Below are 20,037 nucleotides of genomic sequence, written 5' to 3' on the forward strand. Positions count from 1 at the left end.
CTCAGGCCCCGCGCGGCTCCTCGGCCGGATCCGCGCGCAGCAGTGCCGAGATGCGCTGCCGGGTGACGCCGAAGAGCGCGGCGATGCGGTTGATGCTCACCTGCTCGGCCCGGAGGGCCGCGGCCTGCTCCCGCCGCCAGGTGTGCCCCGCGGCGGACAGCGTCGCCAGCACCGTGGAGATGCGCTCGACGACGAGGGGGCGCGACTCGCGCGTGACGATGTCCAGCCAGGCGCCTCCGGACCGGCGCTCGCGCAGCAGCGTCTCGGCGCGTTCCCGGGCCTCCACGAGATCGCCGATGCAGCGGTCGAGCTCGACGAGGAGGTCAGCGAGTGCAGCTCCGGCCGCGTCCCCGTTCGGGGCGGTGTCCACCTCAGCGCTCACGAACCCTCCTGGTAGGCCACAACTGTGTTGCACACTACCGGACCGTCACACGTGTTGCAGGCAATGGCCATGACGCGCAACACGCCCTGCGGTGCAAGGCCCCTTGCACCCATGGGGCGGCCGCTTTAGGTTGTGCGCAACGGAATGGTGTCAGCGCGGATGCTTCCGTCCCTCCAGCAGAACGGGAACAGCTCCGTGTCCAGCCGAAACGCCACCATCGACCTCCCGCCGACCGCTGCCAGCGTGCCGGCGTCCCGGCACCTGGTGCTGGAACTCCTCCGCGTCTGGGACGCCCCGCACGACCGCGAGGACGCCGCCCTGCTGGTGACCGAGCTGGTGTCCAACGTGGTCGACCACGTCGGCGGCGAGGCGAACCTGACCCTGGAGCTGGAGATCTCCGACGACTGGCTGCGCATCGCGGTGGTCGACGGCTCGTCGGTGCGGCCGGTGGTCCGCGAGCTGTCGATGGAACGCCCGCGTGGTCGCGGGATGCGGATGGTCCAGGCGATCGCGGACCGGTGGGGCGCCGACGACCACCTCGGCGGCAAGCGCGTCTGGTTCGAGCTCCGCCCGCCCGCCAGGTGACCCCGGGCACGTGACCGGCCTGCTGGTTTGCCGGGAAGCGTGACCGGGGAGGGCTCCCGCGAGCACACGTCAGCGATCCGGAGGGACGACGCACATGAGCGAGCCCAGCAGCCACACCCACGCAGCGGGAGAGAGCATCTCCGACGAGGAGATGGTCGAGACCGTCGCCGGCCAGACCGACAGCGCGTCCGAGAACGCCGACACCGCGGGCAAGGACTGGAACGGCGACCCGAGCGAGGCGCCGGCCCCGACCGACCAGGCCTGAGCCGCCGCGGCGCCGCCCGGCCGGCACCGGCCGGGCGGCGCCCGCACTGACACACTGCGGACGTGACCACGGACACGTCCGCGACCCCGCGCCTGGCAGGGGCGCTGCGCCCCGCTCTGAGCCCCGCCCGGACGGTCGTCCGGTGGGGTGTGCGCCACGGCCTGCCGGCGGTCTTCCTCGAACGGGGGGCGCGACGCGGGGACCTCGTCGGCCGGTTGCTGCGCGACAGCTCCGTGCGGGACGAGCCGTACGCGCTCTACGAGGAGCTGCGGGCCCGCGGCCCGGTGTCCCCGGGCAGCATCGGGCTCGTCACCCCCTCGCACGCCGTCGCGTCGGAGATCCTCCGGTCCGACCGCTTCGGCGTCGGCTGGGACCGTGCCCAGGCGCCGAGGCTGATCCGCTGGGCCCTGCGCTTCGGCGACGAGCTCGACGCGACGGGCGTCGCCGAGCCGCCGTCCATGCTGGTCGTCGACCCGCCCGACCACACCCGCTTCCGCCGGCTGGTGAGCCGCGCGTTCACGCCGCGGGCCACCGCCGCCTTCGAGCCGGTGGTCCAGCGGACCGCCGACGCGCTGCTCGACGCGCTGGAGCTCCGGAGCGGCGAGGTCGACCTCGTCGAGACCTACGCCGCTCAGCTGCCGGTGCTGGTGATCGCCGACCTGCTGGGCGTGCCGACCGAGCGCCGCGAGGACTTCCTCCGCTGGGGCGCCGCCGCCGCGGCCACGCTCGACCCCGGCCTGTCGTTCCGGCGGTACGTGGCGGCCGAACGGGCGCTGCGCGCGATGCACGCCTTCCTGCGCGAGCACTTCGCCCGCCTGCGCCGCGACCCCGGCGAGGACCTGGTGAGCCGGCTGGTCGGGCTCCCGGACGACGAGGCGCTCACCGAGCGGGAGCTGCACGCCACCGTGATGCTCCTGCTCGGGGCGGGCTTCGAGACCACGGTCAACCTGCTCGGCAACGGCGTCGTGCTGCTCGACGCCCACCGCGAGCAGTGGGACGCCCTCCGGGCCGCGCCGTCGGGCTGGGACGGCGCGGTGGAGGAGATCCTGAGGTTCGACAGCCCGGTGCAGATCACCGGCCGGACGGCGAAGGAGCCGGTGACCCTCGCCGGTCGCGAGGTCCGGCCGGGCACCCGCGTCACGGTCCTGCTCGGCGCGGCCAACCGCGATCCCGACGTCTTCCCGGCACCGGCGCGGTTCGACGTCGGCCGGGCGAACGCCCGCGAGCACCTCGCCTTCTCGGCGGGCATCCACTACTGCGTGGGCGCGGGCCTGGCGCGGCTGGAGGGGGTCGTCGGGCTGCGGGCGCTGAGCGAGCGGTTCCCGGCGCTGCGGGTCAGCGGCCGGCCGGTGCGACGGGATCTGCAGACGCTCCGGGGGTTCGAGCACCTCCCGGTGGCGCTGCATCGGGTGGCGCGGCGCTGAGCACCGCGGCCCGGGCGGCGCCCCACCCGGCCCACGTCATGGGGACCAGGACGGCCAGGAGCAGTGCGAGCGGCCACGACCAGCCGAGGGTCGCGTCGTGGAGGGCACCGAGCACCAGCGGTCCCAGCGCGGCCAGCAGGTAGCCCAGGCACTGGGCGACGCCGCCGAGGCGGGCGGCGACCAGCGGGGTGGGGCTGCGCAGCACGATGAGGGTGAGCGCGAGGGCGAAGCCGGCGCCCTGGGCCAGGCCGAACGCGGCCACCCAGACGAGGGTGGCGCCGTCGGGATCGGCCAGCAGGCCGCCCAGGCCCACCACGTAGGCGAGCGCGACGGCGAGGACCAGCGGCCGCTGGGTGCGCATGCGGCCGGCCTGCGCGGGGGCCAGGAGCGCGCCGACGGCGCCGACCACGTTGGCCAGACCGAGCAGCAGCCCGCCCTCACCCGCCGGGACGCCGGCATCGGCCAGCAGGGTGGGCAGCCAGGCGGCCACCGAGTAGAACTGCACGCTCTGGAGGCCGATGTAGGCGGTCACCTGCCGGGCCAGCGGCTGGCGCAGCAGCGACCACGAGCCCTGGCCCTCGGGCGGCGGCCCGCTCGCCCGCCGGTCGCGGCCGGTCCCGGCGACGGGCAGCCAGAGGGCGAGGGCGGCGAGGGCGAGGACCAGCCAGGTGCCGAGCGCCCAGTGCCAGTCGACGCCGAGCGCCCCGGCCATCGGGATGGTGAGCGCCGCGCCGGCTGCGGCGCCGATGTTGAGCGAGGCCGAGTAGAGGCCCATGACCGCGCCGGGCCGCCGGAACTCGCGCTTGACGTAGGCGGGGAGCAGCACGTTCGCCAGGGCGATGGCCGCACCGGCGAGCAGGCTGCCGGCGAACAGCAGCGCCACCGGTGACAGCAGACGCAGCGCGATGCCGGCCGCCAGCAGCCCCAGCGAGAGCCCGACCGCCGTCTCGAGGCCGATCCGGCGGGCCAGGCGGGGCGCCACCGGGGCGAAGGCTCCGAAGCACAGCACCGGGAGCGTGGTCAGCAGGCCGGCCATCGCCGACGACAGCCCGGTGTCGGCCCGCAGTTCCCCCAGGATCGGCGCCACCGCCACGACGGCCGGCCGCTGGTTGAGGGCGACGGCGACGATCGCCGCGACGAGCAGGACGCCCGCGGCCCGGGATCGGGCCACGATCAGCCGGCGGGGGTGAGCATCCCGGCGCCGACGGTGGCGTTGGTGGCCTCGTCGATCAGGATGAACCGGCCGGTCGCCCGGTTCCGGGTGTAGTCGTCGACGAACAGCGGCTGGGTGGCGCGCAGCCGCACCCGTCCGATGTCGTTGAGGCCGAGCTCGGTGGCGTCGGGATCGCGGTGCAGCGTGTTGACGTCGAGCCGGTAGACGAGCTCCTTGACCATCCCGCGCACGGTCCTGGTCGTGTGCTTGATCGCCAGCCGCTGCCGCGGGCGCAGCGGCTCGTCGGCCATCCAGCAGACCAGCGCGTCGACGTCCTGGGTGGCCTGCGGGGCGTTGGCCGGGCGGCAGATGAGGTCACCGCGGGAGACGTCGACGTCGTCGGTGAGCCGGACGGTCACCGCCATGGGCGGGAACGCCTCGTCGACCGGGCCGCGCGGACCGTCGATGCCGGCGATGGTGGTGGTCAGGCCGCTGGGCAGCACCTGCACCTCGTCGCCGGGGCGCAGCACGCCGCTGGCGACGGTCCCGGCGTACCCGCGGTAGTCGTGGAACGCGTCCGACTGCGGCCGGATGACGTACTGCACCGGGAAACGGGCGTCGACCAGGTTGCGGTCGCTGGCCACGTGCACGTGCTCGAGGTGGTGCAGCAGCGTCGTCCCCTCGTACCAGGGGGTGTTCGCCGAGTGGCTGACGACGTTGTCGCCGTGCAGCGCGGAGATCGGGACGACGGTCAGGTCGGGCACGTCCAGCTTGCTGGCGAATGCGCTGAACTCGTCGCGGATCGACTCGAACCGCTCCTCCGACCAGTCGACGAGGTCCATCTTGTTGACGGCGACGACCAGGTGGGGCACGCGCAGCAGGGACGCGAGGAAGGCGTGCCGACGGCTCTGCTCGAGCATGCCCTTGCGGGCGTCGACCAGGACGATGGCCAGGTCGGCGGTCGAGGCGCCGGTGACCATGTTCCGGGTGTACTGCACGTGCCCGGGGGTGTCGGCGAGGATGAACGTGCGCCGCGGCGTCGAGAAGTAGCGGTAGGCGACGTCGATGGTGATGCCCTGCTCGCGCTCGGCGCGCAGCCCGTCGGTGAGCAGCGCGAGGTCGACGTAGTCGCCCTTGCTGGCCCGCTCCACCGCCTCGTACTGGTCCTCGAAGATCGCCTTGCTGTCGTAGAGCAGCCGGCCGATCAACGTGCTCTTGCCGTCGTCGACGGAGCCCGCGGTGGCGATGCGCAGGATGTCCTTGCGGGCGAGCGCGATGTCGTGCGCGTGCTCGGCCTCGGGGGTGTGCAGGGGGATTCCCATCAGAAGTAGCCCTCCTTCTTCCGGTCCTCCATGGCGGCGTCGCTGACCTTGTCGTCGCCGCGGGTGGCGCCGCGCTCGGTCATGCGGGTCACCGCGATCTCGGCGATGACCTCCTCGACCGTCGTCGCCTCGGACAGCACCGCGGCGGTCAGGTTGGCGTCGCCGACGGTCCGGTAGCGGACCGTCTCGGTGCGGACCTGCTCGCCCTCCTTCGGGCGGATGAACTCGTTGACCGCGTAGAGCATCCCCTGGCGCTCGACGACCTCCCGCTCCTGCGCGAGGTAGAGCGGCGGGATCGCGATGTCCTCGCGGAGGATGTACTGCCAGATGTCGAGCTCGGTCCAGTTCGACAGCGGGAAGACGCGGATCGACTCGCCGAGGTGGATCCGGCCGTTGTAGAGATCCCAGAGCTCGGGCCGCTGGTTCTTCGGGTCCCACTGGCCGAACTCGTCGCGGAAGGAGAACACCCGCTCCTTGGCGCGGGCCTTGTCCTCGTCGCGGCGGGCGCCGCCGAACAGGGCGGTGAAGCCGTGCTCCTCGACCGCGTCGAGCAGGACCGGCGTCTGGATGCGGTTGCGGGAGCCGTTGGGCTCCTCCTTCACCGTGCCGGCGGCGATCGCGTCGGGCACGGAGGCGACGACGAGCGCGACGCCGAGCTCGGCCACCCGCTTGTCGCGGAACTCGAGCACGTCGGGGAAGTTCAGGCCGGTGTCCACGTGCATGACGGGGAACGGGATGCGCGCCGGGGCGAATGCCTTGCGGGCCAGCTCGAGCATCACGATCGAGTCCTTGCCGCCGGAGAACAGCAGCACCGGCCGCTCGAGCTCGGCGACCACCTCGCGGATGACGTGGATGGACTCGGCCTCCAGCGTCTCGAGCTGGCTCAGCCGGTAGTCGGGCGTGGTCATGCGCTCAGGCTCCGGGAGTTCGACATCAGGACCAGCAACCGCATGCGTTTGGTGCGGATTCCCGCCCAGTGTCCGCTATCGCGCGGCGCGCACCGCAGCCAGGACCCGCTCGCGCAGCTCCGGCCGGCAGACCACCAGGTCCGGGAGCGAGGGATCGGGCTCGTTGTAGACCAGCGACCTGCCGTCCAGCCGGCAGGTCGTGAGCCCCGCGGCCGCTGCGATCGCCACCGGCGCGGCGGAGTCCCACTGGTACATCCCGCCGGCGTGGACGTAGGCGTCCGCCTCGCCCCGGACGACGGCGAGCGTCTTGTAGCCCGCCGACCCGAGCGGCACCAGGACGCCGTCGAGCGCGGCGGCCACCGCGTCGGCCTCGACCGGGGGCCGGGTGCGGCTCACCGCGATCCGGACCGGTCCGTCTCCCCGTGGCGGGAGCGCAGGCGCCGGCTCGGTGAGCAGGACCTCCTCCAGGGCGGGGAGGGCGACGGCCGACGCCCCCAGCCCGTCCCTGGTCCAGAGCGCGACGTGCACCGCCCAGTCGTGCCGTCCGGGTTCCCCGTACTCGCGGGTGCCGTCGAGGGGGTCGACGATCCACACGCGGTCGGCCCCCAGCCGCCTCCGGTCGTCCGCGGCCTCCTCGCTGAAGACGACGTCGTCCGGGCGTTCGGCCCGCAGGACCGAGAGGATCGCCTCCTGGGCCGAGGCGTCACCGGCGTCCCCGAGCTCCCGGCCGGCCAGGTTCCCGGACCGCAGCTCCCGCAGGACGGCGGCGGCCGCCCGGGCCGCCCGCGCGGCCACCTCGACGTCGGTCACGGGTTCTCGAGCGCGGTGGCGTCGCCGGGCCGGCGCGGCGGCCGGTGCTGCCCGGAGGCGTCGGTGATGGCACCGAAGTACGCCTGCGCCTTCTCCGGCCGCGGCATGACGAAGACGCCCCGCGCCTCGACGAGGACGGTGTCGGGGTCGTCGGCCAGGGCGATCGTGCCCGTGATGATCGACTTCCGGCCGGACTGCTCCGCGACCCCGGCGCGCATGACCAGCCCGGTCTCCAGCGGCAGCGGCCCCCGGTAGTCGAGCTCCAGGTGCGCGGTCATGCCCCAGAGGCCGGCGGCGGCCGCGGCCGAGCCCAGCAGCTGGTCCATGAACAGCGCGCTCATGCCGCCGTGCACGAAGCTCGGCGGACCCTCGTAGGCGATGCCCAGCGTCACCTCGGCGACCACGCCGTCACCGTCGCGCCGGACGGCGAGCGGCGGCGCCAGCGCGCTGCCGATCCCGGTGACCGGGTTGAACACCCGGCGGCCCTGCGCGACGTCGTCCAGGGCCGGCAGCTGGGACTTCGGCCGGCGGGCGACGGCGAGCCGCTCCGTCGCCTGGCGGACGAGGTCTGCCGCAGCGCGCACCTCGGCGGCGGCCACGGTCGTGGTCACCGAGATCTCGATCAGCTCGCGCAGCGCCGTCCCCAGGTCGGTCGCTGCCGCGAGCGGTTCGGCGTCGGGGATGGTCGCGCTGTCGTCGGTCGTCACGCCCGGATCGTGGCAGGGTGCTCAGCCCGGGTGGTCGCCGCCCCCGACGCGCTCGTCGTGCGGGGCCCCCTCGGCCGCGATGTCCGCGGGGCCGGAGCGGGGGAGCCGGACGGTGAACGTGGCCCCCTGGCCCGGCGCGGTGGCGAGCTCGACCGAGCCCCCGTGGGCCGCCACGAGGGAGGAGACGATGGCCAGACCCAGGCCGGTCCCACCGGCCTCGGCGGTGGTGTCCTCCCCGCGGGTGCGCGAGGCCTCCGCCCGGTAGAAGCGCTCGAAGGCGCGCTCGGCGTCGGCCTCCGCCATGCCGGGGCCCCGGTCGGCGACCCGGAGCACCAGGACGTCGGGGTCGTCGGGTGCCTCGGCGACGGAGACCGTCACCGGCGCGTCCGGCGGTGTGTGGGTCAGCGCGTTGGTCACCAGGTTCCCGACCACCTGCCGCAGCCGGCTCTCGTCGCCCATGAGCACGGGGATCTCGGTCAGCGACCCGTCCACGTGCAGGCTGATGGGCCGGTCCGGCTGCACGGCCTTGGCGTCGTGGACGGCGTCGCCGGCCACCTCGGCCAGGTCGACGGGGGCGAAGCTCAGCGGGCGCTGCTGGTCGAGGCGGGCCAGCAGCAGCAGGTCCTCCACCAGCAGGCCCATGCGGGCGCCCTCGGCCTCGATCCGCTGCATGAGGCGGGTGACGTCGTCCTCGCTGCGGACGGCGCCCTGCCGGTAGAGCTCGGCGAAACCGCGGATGGAGGTCAGCGGCGTGCGCAGCTCGTGGCTGGCGTCGGCGACGAAGCGGCGCATGCGGTGCTCGGAGCCGCGGGCCGCCTCCTCCGAGGCCTGCTGCAGGCGGAATGCGGTCTCGATGCGGGCCAGCATGACGTTCAGCGCCGTCGACAGCCGGCCGACCTCGGTGCGCTCGTCGCCGGCCGGCACCCGCTGCGACAGGTCGCCGGCCGCGATGGCCCGGGCGGTCCGCTCCACCTCGGTGAGCGGCCGCAGGCTGTTGCGGACCATGACGTAACCCGCCGCGCCGAGCAGCACCAGGATCGCCAGCCCGACGAACAGCTCGATGCGGACCAGTCGCGAGATGGCCTTCTGGTCGCCCTCGAGGTCGGTGCCGACCACGAGCGTGTACCCGCCGGGGAGGTCGCCGGTCATGACCCGCCACGCGGAGCCGTCCTCGGCGTAGACCGTGCGCGGCCGGTGGGCGAAGGCGCCGTCGGCGACCTTCCCCGGGTCGATCTGCGGGATGCCGTCGTCGTCCGGTGGGCCCTGCAGGTCCACCACGTCGTCGGAGGCCGGGGGCAGGCAGCCGAAGTAGGCCGCCCGGGGCCCGGCCTGGTAGTCCTCGTCGAGGCACGCCTCGAAGACCTTCGGGTTGGTCTGGTTGACCGCGGCACGCAGGGCGGAGTCCTGCTGGTCGAGCAGGTAGTTGCGCAGCAGGGAGGTGGTGGCGAAGCCGGTCGCGAGGAGGGCGAGGCTGAGCAGCGCCACCATGAGCGCGACGAGGGTGACCCGCAGCGGGACCCTCGGGCCCCGCACGTCGGACGCGGGAGGAGGTGTCATGCGCCCCGCGGCAGCCGCAGCGTGTACCCGACCCCCCGGATGGTGTGCAGCAGCCGCGGCTCCGTCGTGTCGATCTTGCGGCGCAGGTAGGAGATGTAGGACTCGACGACGTTCGCCTCGCCGTTGAAGTCGTAGTTCCACACGTGGTCGAGGATCTGCGCCTTGGACAGCACCCGCCCGGCGTTGGCCATCAGGTACCGCAGCAGCTTGAACTCGGTGGGGGAGAGGCTGATCAGCGTGCCGGCCTTGATGACCTCGTGGCTCTCCTCGTCCAGCTCGATGTCGGCGAAGGTGAGCCGGGGCGCCTCGGCGGCCGCCTGCTGGGCTCCGGCGGTGCGGCGCAGCACGGCCCGGATGCGGGCGATGACCTCGTCGAGGCTGAACGGCTTGGTGACGTAGTCGTCGCCGCCGAGGGTCAGCCCCGACACCTTGTCGTCCGCGCCGTCCCGGGCGGTCAGGAACAGCACCGGGGTGTGCCGGCCGGACTGGCGCAGCCGCCGGACGACGCCGAAGCCGTCGAGCCCCGGCATCATCACGTCGAGCACCAGCAGGTCCGGCCGGAAGGACTCCGCCAGCGCGAGCGCCTGCTGCCCGTCGGCCGCGGTGGCCACCTCGAACCCGGCGTAGCGCAGGCTGGCCGACAGCAGCTCGCGGATGTTGGGCTCGTCGTCCACGACGAGGAGGCGGGCCTCCGGGGTGCTGCGGTTGGTCGCGTTACCGGCCACGGGTCCTCCGGTCGGGCGAGCGGGTGCCGTCGTCATGCCACCGAGGGTGGCTCCGCCTGCTGCGTTCGGTCTGGACGCTACCTGTGAACTCCCTGTGCCCGGGTCACCCCGCGGGCGACATGGCCCGGCCCCGGCGCCAGTACCCGATCGCGTGGTGCTGGGCGCGGCCCAGCCCCCACCGGCCGCGCAGGTCCGCGCGGATCGCGCGCACGGCCGCGGACTCCGCGCCGACCCAGGCGAAGACGTCGTCCCCCTCGGGGCGCTCCAGCGCCGCGACGGCGTCGGCGAGCAGCGTGCTCCCGCCGGGAGGGGTGCCACCCCGGTGCAGCCACCGCACGGCGATGCCCGGCGGCCCGTCCAGCGGCTGCTCCTCTGCGGGGCCGGCCACCTCGAGGAGGGCGACGCCCGTCGCCGACGGGGGAGCGGCGGCGAGCAGCCGGCTGATCGCGGGCAGCGCCGTCTCGTCGCCGGCGAGGAGCAGCCAGCCGGCGGGGCGCTCGGCCAGCGAGGCGGCACCGGCCACGGCGAGCAGCGCGCCCGGGCGGGCGGCGGCCGCCCACGTCGCCGCGGGCCCATCGCCGTGCAGCACGAAGTCGATCTCGACGACGCCCGCCGACGGGTCCTGACGGCGGGCGGTGTAGCTGCGCAGCGCCACCCCGTGGCTGCCCTCGGGCCACACGATCCGGCCGTCCCGCTGGATGCGCGGCCACCGGGGCGCCGGGTCGTCCACCCGCGGCACCAGCAGGTTGACGGTCGGGCCGGCGGCGGCGACGGCGTCCGGCGTGCCGGAGAGGGTCACCCGCCGGACCGAGGGCGTCACGTCCGACACCGAGACGACGGTCAGGACGTCGACGTCGCGGAGCCCGTCGAGGGCGAGGGGGGTGGACACGGCACACCAGCGTAAACGGGCCGACCCGGCCGACTCCGGGGGAATGGAGTCGACCGGGCCGGCGATCGAGGACGGTCCCGTCGATCACGCTGGGTAGCGAGAACGTCCGCTGGACCAGCGCGGACGTCGATCGGGTGTCCGTCGCAGTCGACGCTACGTGACCGAACCGGCCTTGCCATGGCCCCTAGGGGTGAGGTCGCGTCCCGAACGGGTGATCGTGCGCCCGCCACGGCGATGTGTGTGCGGCGGCGGCTGGGGGCAGGGCAGGGACAGCACGGTCCGGAGGCGAGAGGAGCGGTCATGGCCGACGACCTGACGAAGGGTGATCACGTCACCTGGAACAGCCACGGGAACACCGTGGAGGGCACCGTCGAACGGAAGATCACGAAGGAGACCGAGGCGTCCGGCCGGAAGGTCAAGGCCAGCAAGGACGAGCCGCAGTACGAGGTCCGGAGCGACAAGACGGGCAGGACGGCGGTGCACAAGCCCGGCGCCCTGCACGAGGACTGAACGACCGGCCCGGTGTCGTCCGGGCCCGACACCTGAGGAGACACCGTGACCGAGTCCGGAGAGCAGTTCGCCGGAGTGTCCGCGCGCAGCACCAAGCACAACCCTCGGGTCGACGAGGAACTGGAGCACGAGATCCAGGGGATGCTCAAGGCGGAGCACGCCACGCGTTCCGAGGAGTGGCGCGAGGCCGAGCCGGTCGCTGAGGGCGACCCGGACCTCACCGCCGACCCGGCCGGCACCCTCGTCGGCGGTGTCCCGGAGGGCATGACCGAGGACGCCGTCGTCGCCCGCGCCGAGCTCGCCCGATGGCTGGACCGCGCGGACTTCCCGTCGACCGGCTCCGAGCTGGTGGAGGCGGCGCGCGACCACCGCGCGCCCGACGCGGTCGCCGCCGAGCTCGCGAAGCTCCCGGAGGGCGAGACCTACGAGCGCATCGGCGACGTCGTCCGCGCGCTCGGGTACCCGACGGAGACCGGGCACGGGCCCGGTGCCGAGGAGGGCCGGGCCTAGTCGGCCGCGGCTTCCCGGGCCTCGTCCTGCGCGATCTCCTCCGCACCCCGGCGGCGGAACAGGCGGGAGCCCGGGAAGCCCTTCACGATCTGCCGCATGTCCTGGACGGTGTCGACCAGGTCGTGCACGTCGGTGCCGACGGTCCCCAGGGTCTCCAGCACGGGCAGGATGTCCTCGTCGAGGTGGGTCACCAGCTGCGGCAGGCGGTCGATGAGGGTGATCAACGCGTCGACCTCGGAGGGGTCGAAGGAGTCCGCGAGGCGACGCAGGGACGGCGCCAGCGCCGTGAGCACCGGCTCGTAGTCGGTCACGAGGGGCACGAGCCGGCCGACCAGCCCGTCGGTCCGGTCGACGATGGCGTCCGCGCGGGACGTGGTGCCGCCCACCCGCTCGATGGCGTCGTCGGCCTTCTGCTGCGTCCGGCCGACGGCCTCGATGGCGTCGTCGGCCTTCTGCTGCGTGCGCCCCACGCCCTCGATGGCGCCGTCGGCCTTCGCCCGGATGCGCTCGACGCCGTCGATCGCCTCGTCGGCGCGCGCCCGGGTGGCCTCCAGCCGGGTGATCGCCCCGTCCGCGCGGTCGACGATCCCGTCGACGCGGTCGAGCAGGGTCGCCACCCTGCCCAGCAGTTCCTCCATGCGACCGACGGCCGCCCCCACCCGCGGGACGAGGTCGAGCGCGTCGGCGAGCCCGTCGCGGACCCCGCCCACGGCGTTCAGGAGGTCGGAGGGACCGGGCACCGACGGCAGTCTCACCGGACCCACGCTACGCAGGGAACCGGTGGCCCACTATCCGGTTGAGGACCTCCTCGCCCGTCCGGGGGTCTCCGGTGCCGCGCGTCCGGCGGTCTCCCCGCCTCCCTCCCCGTATCGTCGGTGGGAAGGCCGCACGGCGGCATGACGGGGCAGGGACGACGACGAGAAGGTGTCGACTCCGGTGGGGGACAGGCCGACGTGGGACGAGGGGCGCTCCGGTGTCCCCCGGAACACCTCCGGCCGCAGCCGCCGTGGCCGGGACGGCGAGCAGGCCGGCGCCGAGGCCCTGACCGTCGAGCAGCTGCTGGCCCGCCAGGACACCGGCGTCGGCCGCCGCCGCGCCGCCCGGCGCGTCGAGGAGCCGGTCCTCCGCGCGCCCGAGGAATCGCCGCCCGCCGTCCGCGCGGGCCTGCCGCCCGTCCCCGGTGCCTCCGCACCCCCGGCCCGCCAGGGCGGCCTCCCACCGGTCCCCGGTGCCGCCCGCCCCGCGGGCCAGCCGCCGCTGCCGCCGGTCCCGGCCGGCCCGCGACCGCAGGTCGACTGGCACCCCGACAGCCGGCCCGTCCGCCGCAGCGGCCCCGTCCCGCCGCTGCCCGGCCGGTTCCCCCCGCCCGAGCCGTCGGACCGGCCCCGTGCGGCGCGTCCGGCGCGGCCGCCGCGCCCCCCGGCGAGCCCCGGTCGGCGGCGGCTCACCCGCGCGCTGGTGGCGCTGGCCGCCGTCCTCGGCGTGGTCGTCCTCTACCACCTGGGCCTCTACTTCTACGTCGACCAGAAGATCGACCGGGTCGACGCCCTCGCGGTGGACGGCCCGGAGATCCTCGCGCCGCAGCTGCAGGCAGGTGACGAGACCTACCTCGTCGTCGGCAGCGGCGTGCCGGGCCAGACCGGGACGGCGTCGGTCGCGGCACTCCTCGCGTCGGTCTCCTCGGAGGGCGACCGCGCGGTCCTCGTGAGCTTCCCGCCGACCGCGCTCGTCGACACCCCGGCGTGCCGGACCCCTGACGGCGACCTCCGCAGCCCCGCCACGGAGGCGTTCGCGAGCTCGCTGCTCGAGGGAGGGCCCAGCTGCATGGTCCGGGCGGTCCAGCAGCTCTCCGGCCTGCGCGTCGACCACTACCTCGGCGTCGACCTCGCGGACCTCCCCGGCATGGTCGACGCCCTCGGCGGCGTGCCGGTCTGCGTCGTCCCGTCGCAGGCGACGGCGGCCGCGGCGACGCCGCTACCGGCCGGCTACTCGGAGGTCTCGGGCGAGGACGCGGCCGGTTACCTGGCGCCGGGCGACAGCGGCGCCGACGTCACCGGGACGGCGGTCGCGGAGCGTGCCCAGCGGCTGCTCACCTCGACGCTGCGCGCGGCGATGTCCACCGGCACCCTGGTCGACCCGCTGAGCCTCAACCGCTTCCTCAACCGCGCGGCCGAGGCGCTCACCGTCGACGAGCAGACGACGCTGGGGGATCTCCGGGGGCTGGCCGGGAGCCTGGGCGATCTGTCCGGCGACGCCGTGCAGCGGGCCAGCCTGCCGGTCGCCCAGGTGGGGTACGTGCCCGCCGGCACCGACCAGGCGTACGTGCTCCTCGACGGCAAGGGCACCCGGTCGCTGTTCGACGCCGTGATCGAGGGCACGTCGGTGCCCGAGGAGTTCCTGATCGGGCCCGAGGACGCGGCGGCGGCCGAGGAGCCGCCGGCCGGGGAGGTGCCGCCGGCGTCGGAGGCGGCCCCGCCCGCGGACGACGCGCTGACGGTGCCGCCGGCGTCGGTCGCCGTCGACGTGCTCAACGGGACGGCGACGACGGGGCTGGCGGCCACGGTGGCCGACCTGATGCGCGGCCAGGGCTTCGTCGTCGGCGCGGTGGGCAACGAGCCGGGCACGGTGAGCGAGACCGTCGTCCGCTACGGCCCCGGCGTCCTGGAGCAGGCGCGCACCGTTGCGGCCTCGGTGCCCGGAGCGGTGCTGCAGCCCAGCGACTCGATCGGCGACGCCGTCCAGCTGGTGATCGGCCCGGGCTACTCCTCCGTCGTGCCGGTGACCGTCGGCGCGGCCCCCGAGGCGCCGGCCGCCGACACGACGCCCACCCCGGCGGCCGCGCCGGAGCAGACCCCCGTCAGCTGCTGAGCCCGCTGTTCACCCGGCGGTCGCCTCTCCGCCACGGGACCGGGTAGGAGCGGGGCATGTCGATGATGCCGCCGCCGTTCAGCACCGACGATCCCGACGAGAGCGGGATCCCGGCCGCCGACCCGGGGCGGGGCGCCCCCGGGACCGCCCCGGGGTTCGGCGTCGAGGGGGAGGAGCCCGACGTGGCGGCCGAGGACGATCTCGGGGACGACGAAGGGCGGCCCGCCCGAGGCGAACCGCCCTTCCGCACCCCCGACCCCGATCGGGTCGGGCCCGATCAGCCGAAGCGGCCGGAGATGTAGTCCTCCGTCGCCTTCTCGTCGGGGTTGCTGAAGATCTTCTCGGTCGGGTTGAACTCGATCAGCCGGCCGGGCTGCCCCACGCCGTTGAGGTTGAAGAACCCGGTGGACTCGCTCACCCGCGCCGCCTGCTGCATGTTGTGCGTGACGATGACGATGGTGAAGCGCTCCTTGAGCTCGGTCATCAGGTCCTCGATGGCCAGCGTGGAGATCGGGTCCAGCGCCGAGCACGGCTCGTCCATCAGCAGGACGTCGGGCTCGACCGCGATGGCGCGGGCGATGCACAGCCGCTGCTGCTGGCCGCCGGAGAGTCCCGAGCCCGGGCGGTCGAGGCGGTCCTTGACCTCGTTCCAGAGGTTGGCGCCGCGCAGCGACTTCTCGACCAGGTCGTCGGTGTCGGACTTCTTCATCCGCTTGTTGTTCAGCCGGTTGCCGGCGATGACGTTGTCGTAGATCGACATGGTCGGGAACGGGTTGGGCCGCTGGAAGACCATGCCGATCTGCCGGCGCACGTTCACCGGGTCGACGTCGGAGCCGTAGAGGTCCTGGCCGTCCATGACGACCTTTCCCTCGACGCGGGCGCCGGGCAGCACCTCGTGCATCCGGTTGAGCGACCGGAGGAACGTCGACTTCCCGCAGCCCGAGGGGCCGATCAGCGCGGTGATGCTGCGCGGCTCGATGGAGACGTTGACGCCCTCCACGGCCAGGAAGTTGCCGTAGTAGATGTTGAGGTCGGAGACCTCGATGCGCTTGGCCACGTGCGTGTCCTCCTGGTCGGTCGGTCGGTCAGCGACCGGTCTTGGGGGCGAAGAAGCGGCTGATCAGGCGGGCGACGACGTTGAGCGCCATGACCAGGATGATGAGCAGGAGGGCCGCCGTCCAGGCCCGGTCGATGAACGCCTGGGTCGCGGTGCCCGGCTGGGTGAGCTGGTAGTAGGCGAAGACCGGCAGGGTGGCCATGCGCCCGTCGAACGGGTTGAGGTTCGTGCCGGTGATCAGCCCGACGGTGATGAGCAGCGGCGCGGTCTCGCCGACGACGCGGGCGATGGCCAGCGTGACGCCCGTGCCCAGGCCGGCGATCGCGGTCGGCAGGACCACCTTGACCACCGTGCGCCACTTGGGGACGCCCAGCGCGAAGCTGGCCTCGCGCAGCTCGTTGGGCACCAGCTTGAGGACCTCCTCGCAGGACCGGACGACCACCGGGATCATCAGCACCGAGAGGGCCACAGCGCCCATGACGCCGGCGCGGAAGTCGTTCCCGAACAGCAGCGTGAAGAGGGCGAAGGCGAACAGGCCGGCGACGATCGACGGGATGCCGGTCATGACGTCGACGAAGAACGTGATGCCGCGCTTGAGCCGCCCGGTGCCGTATTCCACCAGGTAGATGGCCGTCATCAGGCCGATCGGTACCGAGATCACCGTGGCCAGCAGCGTGATGACGACAGTGCCGACGATGGCGTGGTAGGCGCCACCGCCCTCGCCGACCACGCGGAACATCGACATGGCGAAGAAGTCGCCGTCCAGCCGGGCCAGGCCCTTGTCGAGCACGGTGTAGACCAGCGACACCAGGGGGACCATGGCGATCCCGAACGCGGTCGTGACCAGGCAGGTGACCAGCCGGTCGGTGGCCTTGCGCCGTCCCTCCACGGCGCGGGAGGCGGCGAAGACGGCCAGCGTACCGAGGACCACGCCGTAGACGACGGCCGAGGTCACCGCGAATCCGGTGAGAGCCGACAGCCCGGCGCCGACGGCGATGCCGGCCAGGTAGAGCCCGAGGGGGGCGAAGCGGGGGAGCCGGCGCTCGACGCGGACGGGTCCCTGGGGGGCCGCGGTCCCGGGCGCGGACTGCGTGAGGGTGCTCATCAGTTGGCTCCGGAGAAGTCGGCGCGCCGGTTCACGATCCACCGGGCGATCATGTTGACCCCGAGGGTGATGACGAAGAGCACCAGCCCGCTGGCGATCAGCGTGTTGACGTCCACGCCGGTGGCCTCGGGGAAGCGCAGCGCGATGTTCGACGCGATGGTCGACGGGTTCGAGTTGCTGATCAGGTTGACAGTCGCCCCGGCGCCGCCGGACAGGATGATCGCCACGGCCATCGTCTCGCCGAGCGCGCGGCCCAGGCCGAGCATCGCGCCGGCGATGACGCCGGACTTCCCGTAGGGCAGCACCGCCATCCGGATCATCTCCCAGCGGGTGGCGCCGAGGGCGAGGGCCGCCTCGCGGTGCAGCGCCGGTGCCTGCCCGAACACCTCGCGGGCGATGGCGGAGATGATCGGCAGGATCATGACGCCGAGCACGAGCCCGACGGTGAGCATGGTGCGCCCGCTCGTGGACGCCGGGCCGGCGAAGAACGGCAGCCAGCTCAGGTGGTCGGCCGCCCACACGTGGAACGGCACGAGTTGCGGCGCGAGGACCGCCAGGCCCCAGAAGCCGTAGACGACGCTCGGGATGGCCGCCAGCAGGTCGATGACGTACCCGAGCGCCGACGCGATCCGGCGGGGCGCGTAGTAGGTCACGTAGAGGGCGATGCCGACGGCGAGCGGTGTCGCGACCAGCAGCGCGAGTGCGGCGCCGAGCAGGGTGCCGAGGATCAGGGGGCCGATGTAGTCGGCCAGCCCCTCGCCGCCGGGGATGTCCTCGGACGGGGCGGTGAGCGCGGGGATGGCCTCGCTGATGAGGAAGGCGGCGACCCCGGCGAGGACGACGAGGATGAAGATGCCGGAGCCCTTGGCGCTGCCGGCGAAGATGCGGTCGCCCGGCCGCCGCACGGGACGTTGCGTCGACGGGGGTTCGGTCGGGGCCTTCGTGGCGGTCACCGCTGCTCCGTGGAGATCGTTCGTGGCTGGTGCTGGTGCCCGGGTGCGGGCGGTGCGATGGCCCGGGACGTCGGCGGGACGTCCCGGGCCACCGCGGCGTGCCGGTGTCAGGCGGCGGCGGTGATGGCGTCGACCGCGCCCTGGGCCTGCTCGCGCAGCGAGTCGGAGATCGGCGCGTTGCCGGCGTTCTCCGAGGCGGCCTGCTGGCCCTCCTCGCTGATCACGTAGTCCAGGAAGGCCTTGACGTTGTCCGCGGTCTCCTGGTCCTCGTACTCGACGCAACCGACGTGGTAGCTCACCAGGACGATCGGGTACTCGCCCGAACCCTCGGTCTCCCGGTTGACCTCGATGGCGAAGTCGTACTCACCCCGGCCCTCGACCGCCGGCGAGTTCTCGACGACGGCGGCGGCGGCCTCGGCGCTGGGTGCGACGAAGTCCTCGCCCACGGCCACGTTGACGACCCCGAGGTCACCGGCGCGGCTGGCGTCGGCGTAGGTGACCGCGCCGGCGGTGCTGGTCACGACCTCGACCACACCGGAGGTGCCGTTGGCGGCCTCGCCGCCCTCGAGCGGCCACACGCCGTCGGGCTCCGAGGTCCACACGTCACCGGCGGTCTGGAACAGGTAGTCGGTGAAGTTGTCCGTGGTGCCCGAGTCGTCGCCGCGGTGCACGGGGGTGATCGCGGTGTCCGGGAGAGTGGCGTCGGGGTTCGACTCGGCGATCGCCGGGTCGTTCCACGTGGTGATGGCGCCGGTGAAGATGCCGGCGATCGTCTGCGGCGTCAGGTTCAGCTCGTCGACGCCCTCGAGGTTGAAGACGACGGCGATCGGCGAGATGTAGTTCGGCAGCTCGAAGACCTCACCGCCGCCGCAGCGCTCCTGCGCCGAGGCCAGCTCCTCCTCGTCCAGGGCGGCGTCGGAGCCGGCGAAGTCGGCGGAGCCGTCGATGAACTGCTCGCGGCCCGCGCCGGACCCGGCCGGGTCGTAGCTGAACTGGACGTCGGGGTACTCGCCCTGGAAGCCGGCCTGCCAGGCCTCCATCGCCGACTGCTGGCTGCTGGCGCCCGCGCCGACCAGGTCGCCGCTGAGCTCCGCCGCCTCGCTGCCGCCGCCGGCGCCTCCCCCGGAGTCGGACTCGTTGGATGCGCCGCACGCGGTGAGCGCGAGGGTGCTGGCGAGCGCCACGGACAGCGTGGTGGCGCGCGTCTTGGTGCTGAGCTTCAACTCAGTGCCTCTCGACATTTGCCCGGACGATTTCCGGGCAGCGTTGGACCGACGGAGGCGAAGTTAGGGAGCCGAGGTGGCCGCGCACCGGTGAGTCGGTGAACGAGGGGTGAACGGCGGTCGATCCTTGGGTCGACGTGTGGCGGCCGTCATACGTCCACCGGGTGAACCGGGCCCGGAACGGCGCTCAGGAGCGCTCGAGCCGCCAGGCGACGTCGACCGCGGACCGGCGGAAACCGCGGCCCTCGTAGAGCCGCACGGCGGCCGCGTTGTCCTCCTCGACGTAGAGGAGGACCTCGCCCAGACCGCGGCCGCGCAGGTGCGCCAGGCCGAGGTCGGTGAGCGCGCGGCCCAAGCGCATGCCCTGCGCGTCCGGGTCGATCCCGAGGACGTAGACCTCGCCGATCGGCTCCGGTCCGGCGTCGCCGGCCGGGTGGACCTTGGTCCAGTGCGAGCCCAGCAGCTGCCCGCCGGCGTCGGGGTCGCCGCGCCAGGCCATGAGGAAGCCGGCCGGATCGAACCAGGGTTCGGCCTCGCGCAGCTCCAGGTCCGCGCGCGTCATGCGGCCCTGCTCGGGGTGCCAGGCGAAGGCGCGGGCGTTGACCCGCAGCCAGGCGTCCTCGTCGCGGCCGGGCCGGAAGGGCTCGACGCGGACGTCCGCCGGGAGCTCCGGACGCGGGTCGGCGTCGACGCCGGCCAGGGGCATCCGCATCTGCAGCAGCACGCGGGCGCGGGTGAACCCGTGGTGGCCCAGCAGCTCCGCGGAGCCGGGCAGGTCGCCGTGCGCCCAGACGTCCACCGGACCCGGCGCGCTGAGCTCGAGCACCCGGTCGAGGAGGGCCGTGCCGAACCCGCGGCGGCGCAGCGCCGGGTGCACGACGAGCTCCGCGGTGCCGTCGTCCAGCCGGGCGTAGCCCGCGAGCCGGCCGTCGGCGGTGCGGACGGACACGTCGTGGCCGCCGGGGGTGCCGTGCTGCAGCCGCAGCTCGGCGTCCTCCGACAGCGGGCGCACCCCGTCGGCGGCGGTGGCCGCGCGCAGGAGCTCGAGGACCTCGGGGACGTCCGTGCGGGTGCCGTGGCTCAC

22 protein-coding genes are annotated in these 20,037 nt (G+C 74.1%); 7 read left to right on the forward strand and 15 right to left on the reverse strand.

From position 1 onward, the window contains the following. Nucleotide 1: 1 nt before the first annotated feature. A complete protein-coding gene (locus DCS98_RS08435; protein WP_241037372.1) occupies nt 2-382 on the reverse strand; it encodes a hypothetical protein in 381 nt (126 codons plus the stop codon). A gap of 195 nt (nt 383-577) precedes the next feature. On the opposite strand from DCS98_RS08435, the gene DCS98_RS08440 reads away from it, so the two are divergent. From DCS98_RS08440 to DCS98_RS08445, 3 genes are all read left to right on the forward strand, one after another. Beyond that, nucleotides 578-967, forward strand: a complete 390-nt coding sequence (locus DCS98_RS08440) for an ATP-binding protein (protein ID WP_116451130.1) — start codon at nt 578-580, stop codon at nt 965-967. A gap of 94 nt (nt 968-1,061) precedes the next feature. Continuing rightward, nucleotides 1,062-1,232 (forward strand): hypothetical protein, encoded by a 171-nt coding sequence (locus DCS98_RS22950; protein ID WP_164704467.1) that lies wholly within the window; start codon nt 1,062-1,064, stop codon nt 1,230-1,232. 62 nt (nt 1,233-1,294) lie between these two features. Then, nucleotides 1,295-2,656, forward strand: coding sequence for a cytochrome P450 (locus tag DCS98_RS08445; protein ID WP_206340160.1), 1,362 nt, complete (start codon nt 1,295-1,297; stop codon nt 2,654-2,656). On the opposite strand, the gene DCS98_RS08450 is transcribed toward DCS98_RS08445, so the two are convergent. The 8 genes from DCS98_RS08450 to DCS98_RS08485 form a co-directional block, all read right to left on the reverse strand. After that, on the reverse strand, nt 2,568-3,827 hold the full coding sequence (locus DCS98_RS08450) for an MFS transporter (protein ID WP_206340161.1): 1,260 nt from the start codon (nt 3,825-3,827) through the stop codon (nt 2,568-2,570). The genes DCS98_RS08445 and DCS98_RS08450 overlap by 89 nt on opposite strands. A 2-nt stretch (nt 3,828-3,829) precedes the next feature. After that, a complete protein-coding gene (locus DCS98_RS08455; protein WP_116450925.1) occupies nt 3,830-5,131 on the reverse strand; it encodes a sulfate adenylyltransferase subunit 1 in 1,302 nt (433 codons plus the stop codon). Then, nucleotides 5,131-6,039, reverse strand: a complete 909-nt coding sequence (cysD, locus tag DCS98_RS08460; protein ID WP_116450926.1) for a sulfate adenylyltransferase subunit CysD — start codon at nt 6,037-6,039, stop codon at nt 5,131-5,133. Before cysD ends, DCS98_RS08455 begins: the two co-directional genes overlap by 1 nt. A gap of 75 nt (nt 6,040-6,114) precedes the next feature. After that, complete coding sequence (locus DCS98_RS08465) at nt 6,115-6,849, reverse strand: inositol monophosphatase family protein (RefSeq protein ID WP_116450927.1); 735 nt, start codon at nt 6,847-6,849, stop codon at nt 6,115-6,117. Beyond that, on the reverse strand, nt 6,846-7,556 hold the full coding sequence (locus DCS98_RS08470) for a PaaI family thioesterase (protein WP_116450928.1): 711 nt from the start codon (nt 7,554-7,556) through the stop codon (nt 6,846-6,848). Before DCS98_RS08470 ends, DCS98_RS08465 begins: the two co-directional genes overlap by 4 nt. Before the next feature lie 21 nt (nt 7,557-7,577). Continuing rightward, nucleotides 7,578-9,089, reverse strand: coding sequence for a sensor histidine kinase (locus tag DCS98_RS08475; protein ID WP_241037374.1), 1,512 nt, complete (start codon nt 9,087-9,089; stop codon nt 7,578-7,580). A gap of 20 nt (nt 9,090-9,109) precedes the next feature. After that, nucleotides 9,110-9,874 (reverse strand): response regulator transcription factor, encoded by a 765-nt coding sequence (locus tag DCS98_RS08480; RefSeq protein ID WP_206340162.1) that lies wholly within the window; start codon nt 9,872-9,874, stop codon nt 9,110-9,112. A gap of 67 nt (nt 9,875-9,941) precedes the next feature. Next, nucleotides 9,942-10,727, reverse strand: a complete 786-nt coding sequence (locus tag DCS98_RS08485) for a siderophore-interacting protein (protein ID WP_116450931.1) — start codon at nt 10,725-10,727, stop codon at nt 9,942-9,944. Nucleotides 10,728-11,027: 300 nt separating this feature from the next. On the opposite strand from DCS98_RS08485, the gene DCS98_RS08490 reads away from it, so the two are divergent. Both DCS98_RS08490 and DCS98_RS08495 read left to right on the forward strand, forming a co-directional pair. Continuing rightward, on the forward strand, nt 11,028-11,237 hold the full coding sequence (locus tag DCS98_RS08490) for a hypervirulence associated TUDOR domain-containing protein (RefSeq protein ID WP_116450932.1): 210 nt from the start codon (nt 11,028-11,030) through the stop codon (nt 11,235-11,237). 45 nt (nt 11,238-11,282) lie between these two features. Continuing rightward, nucleotides 11,283-11,747, forward strand: coding sequence for a DUF2795 domain-containing protein (locus DCS98_RS08495; RefSeq protein WP_116450933.1), 465 nt, complete (start codon nt 11,283-11,285; stop codon nt 11,745-11,747). Here DCS98_RS08495 and DCS98_RS08500 read toward each other — a convergent pair. Further along, nucleotides 11,744-12,502, reverse strand: coding sequence for a hypothetical protein (locus DCS98_RS08500; RefSeq protein WP_116451132.1), 759 nt, complete (start codon nt 12,500-12,502; stop codon nt 11,744-11,746). The genes DCS98_RS08495 and DCS98_RS08500 overlap by 4 nt on opposite strands. A gap of 181 nt (nt 12,503-12,683) precedes the next feature. Here DCS98_RS08500 and DCS98_RS08505 point away from each other — a divergent pair, with 181 nt between their 5' ends. Continuing rightward, a complete protein-coding gene (locus DCS98_RS08505; RefSeq protein WP_116450934.1) occupies nt 12,684-14,615 on the forward strand; it encodes an LCP family protein in 1,932 nt (643 codons plus the stop codon). 56 nt (nt 14,616-14,671) lie between these two features. Beyond that, on the forward strand, nt 14,672-14,917 hold the full coding sequence (locus DCS98_RS08510; protein ID WP_206340163.1) for a hypothetical protein: 246 nt from the start codon (nt 14,672-14,674) through the stop codon (nt 14,915-14,917). Here the strand turns inward: DCS98_RS08510 and pstB are convergent. The 5 genes from pstB to mshD all read right to left on the reverse strand — a co-directional run bounded on the left by pstB (nt 14,893) and on the right by mshD (nt 20,037). Beyond that, complete coding sequence (gene pstB / locus DCS98_RS08515; RefSeq protein WP_116450935.1) at nt 14,893-15,672, reverse strand: phosphate ABC transporter ATP-binding protein PstB; 780 nt, start codon at nt 15,670-15,672, stop codon at nt 14,893-14,895. The genes DCS98_RS08510 and pstB overlap by 25 nt on opposite strands. A 28-nt stretch (nt 15,673-15,700) precedes the next feature. Continuing rightward, nucleotides 15,701-16,777 carry a phosphate ABC transporter permease PstA gene (gene pstA / locus DCS98_RS08520; RefSeq protein WP_116450936.1) on the reverse strand — a complete coding sequence of 359 codons (1,077 nt, stop codon included), beginning with the start codon at nt 16,775-16,777 and terminating at the stop codon, nt 15,701-15,703. Continuing rightward, nucleotides 16,777-17,730: a phosphate ABC transporter permease subunit PstC gene (pstC, locus tag DCS98_RS08525; RefSeq protein WP_116450937.1), complete on the reverse strand. Its 954-nt coding sequence runs from the start codon at nt 17,728-17,730 to the stop codon at nt 16,777-16,779. The genes pstA and pstC overlap by 1 nt, the downstream gene beginning before the upstream one ends. A gap of 107 nt (nt 17,731-17,837) precedes the next feature. Next, nucleotides 17,838-18,953, reverse strand: coding sequence for a phosphate ABC transporter substrate-binding protein PstS (gene pstS / locus DCS98_RS08530; RefSeq protein ID WP_206340164.1), 1,116 nt, complete (start codon nt 18,951-18,953; stop codon nt 17,838-17,840). A gap of 187 nt (nt 18,954-19,140) precedes the next feature. Continuing rightward, nucleotides 19,141-20,037 (reverse strand): mycothiol synthase, encoded by an 897-nt coding sequence (mshD, locus tag DCS98_RS08535; RefSeq protein ID WP_116450939.1) that lies wholly within the window; start codon nt 20,035-20,037, stop codon nt 19,141-19,143.

The sequence above is a fragment of the Blastococcus litoris genome, assembly GCF_003075095.1.
In the GTDB taxonomy this organism is placed as follows: Bacteria; Actinomycetota; Actinomycetes; order Mycobacteriales; family Geodermatophilaceae; genus Blastococcus_B; species Blastococcus_B litoris.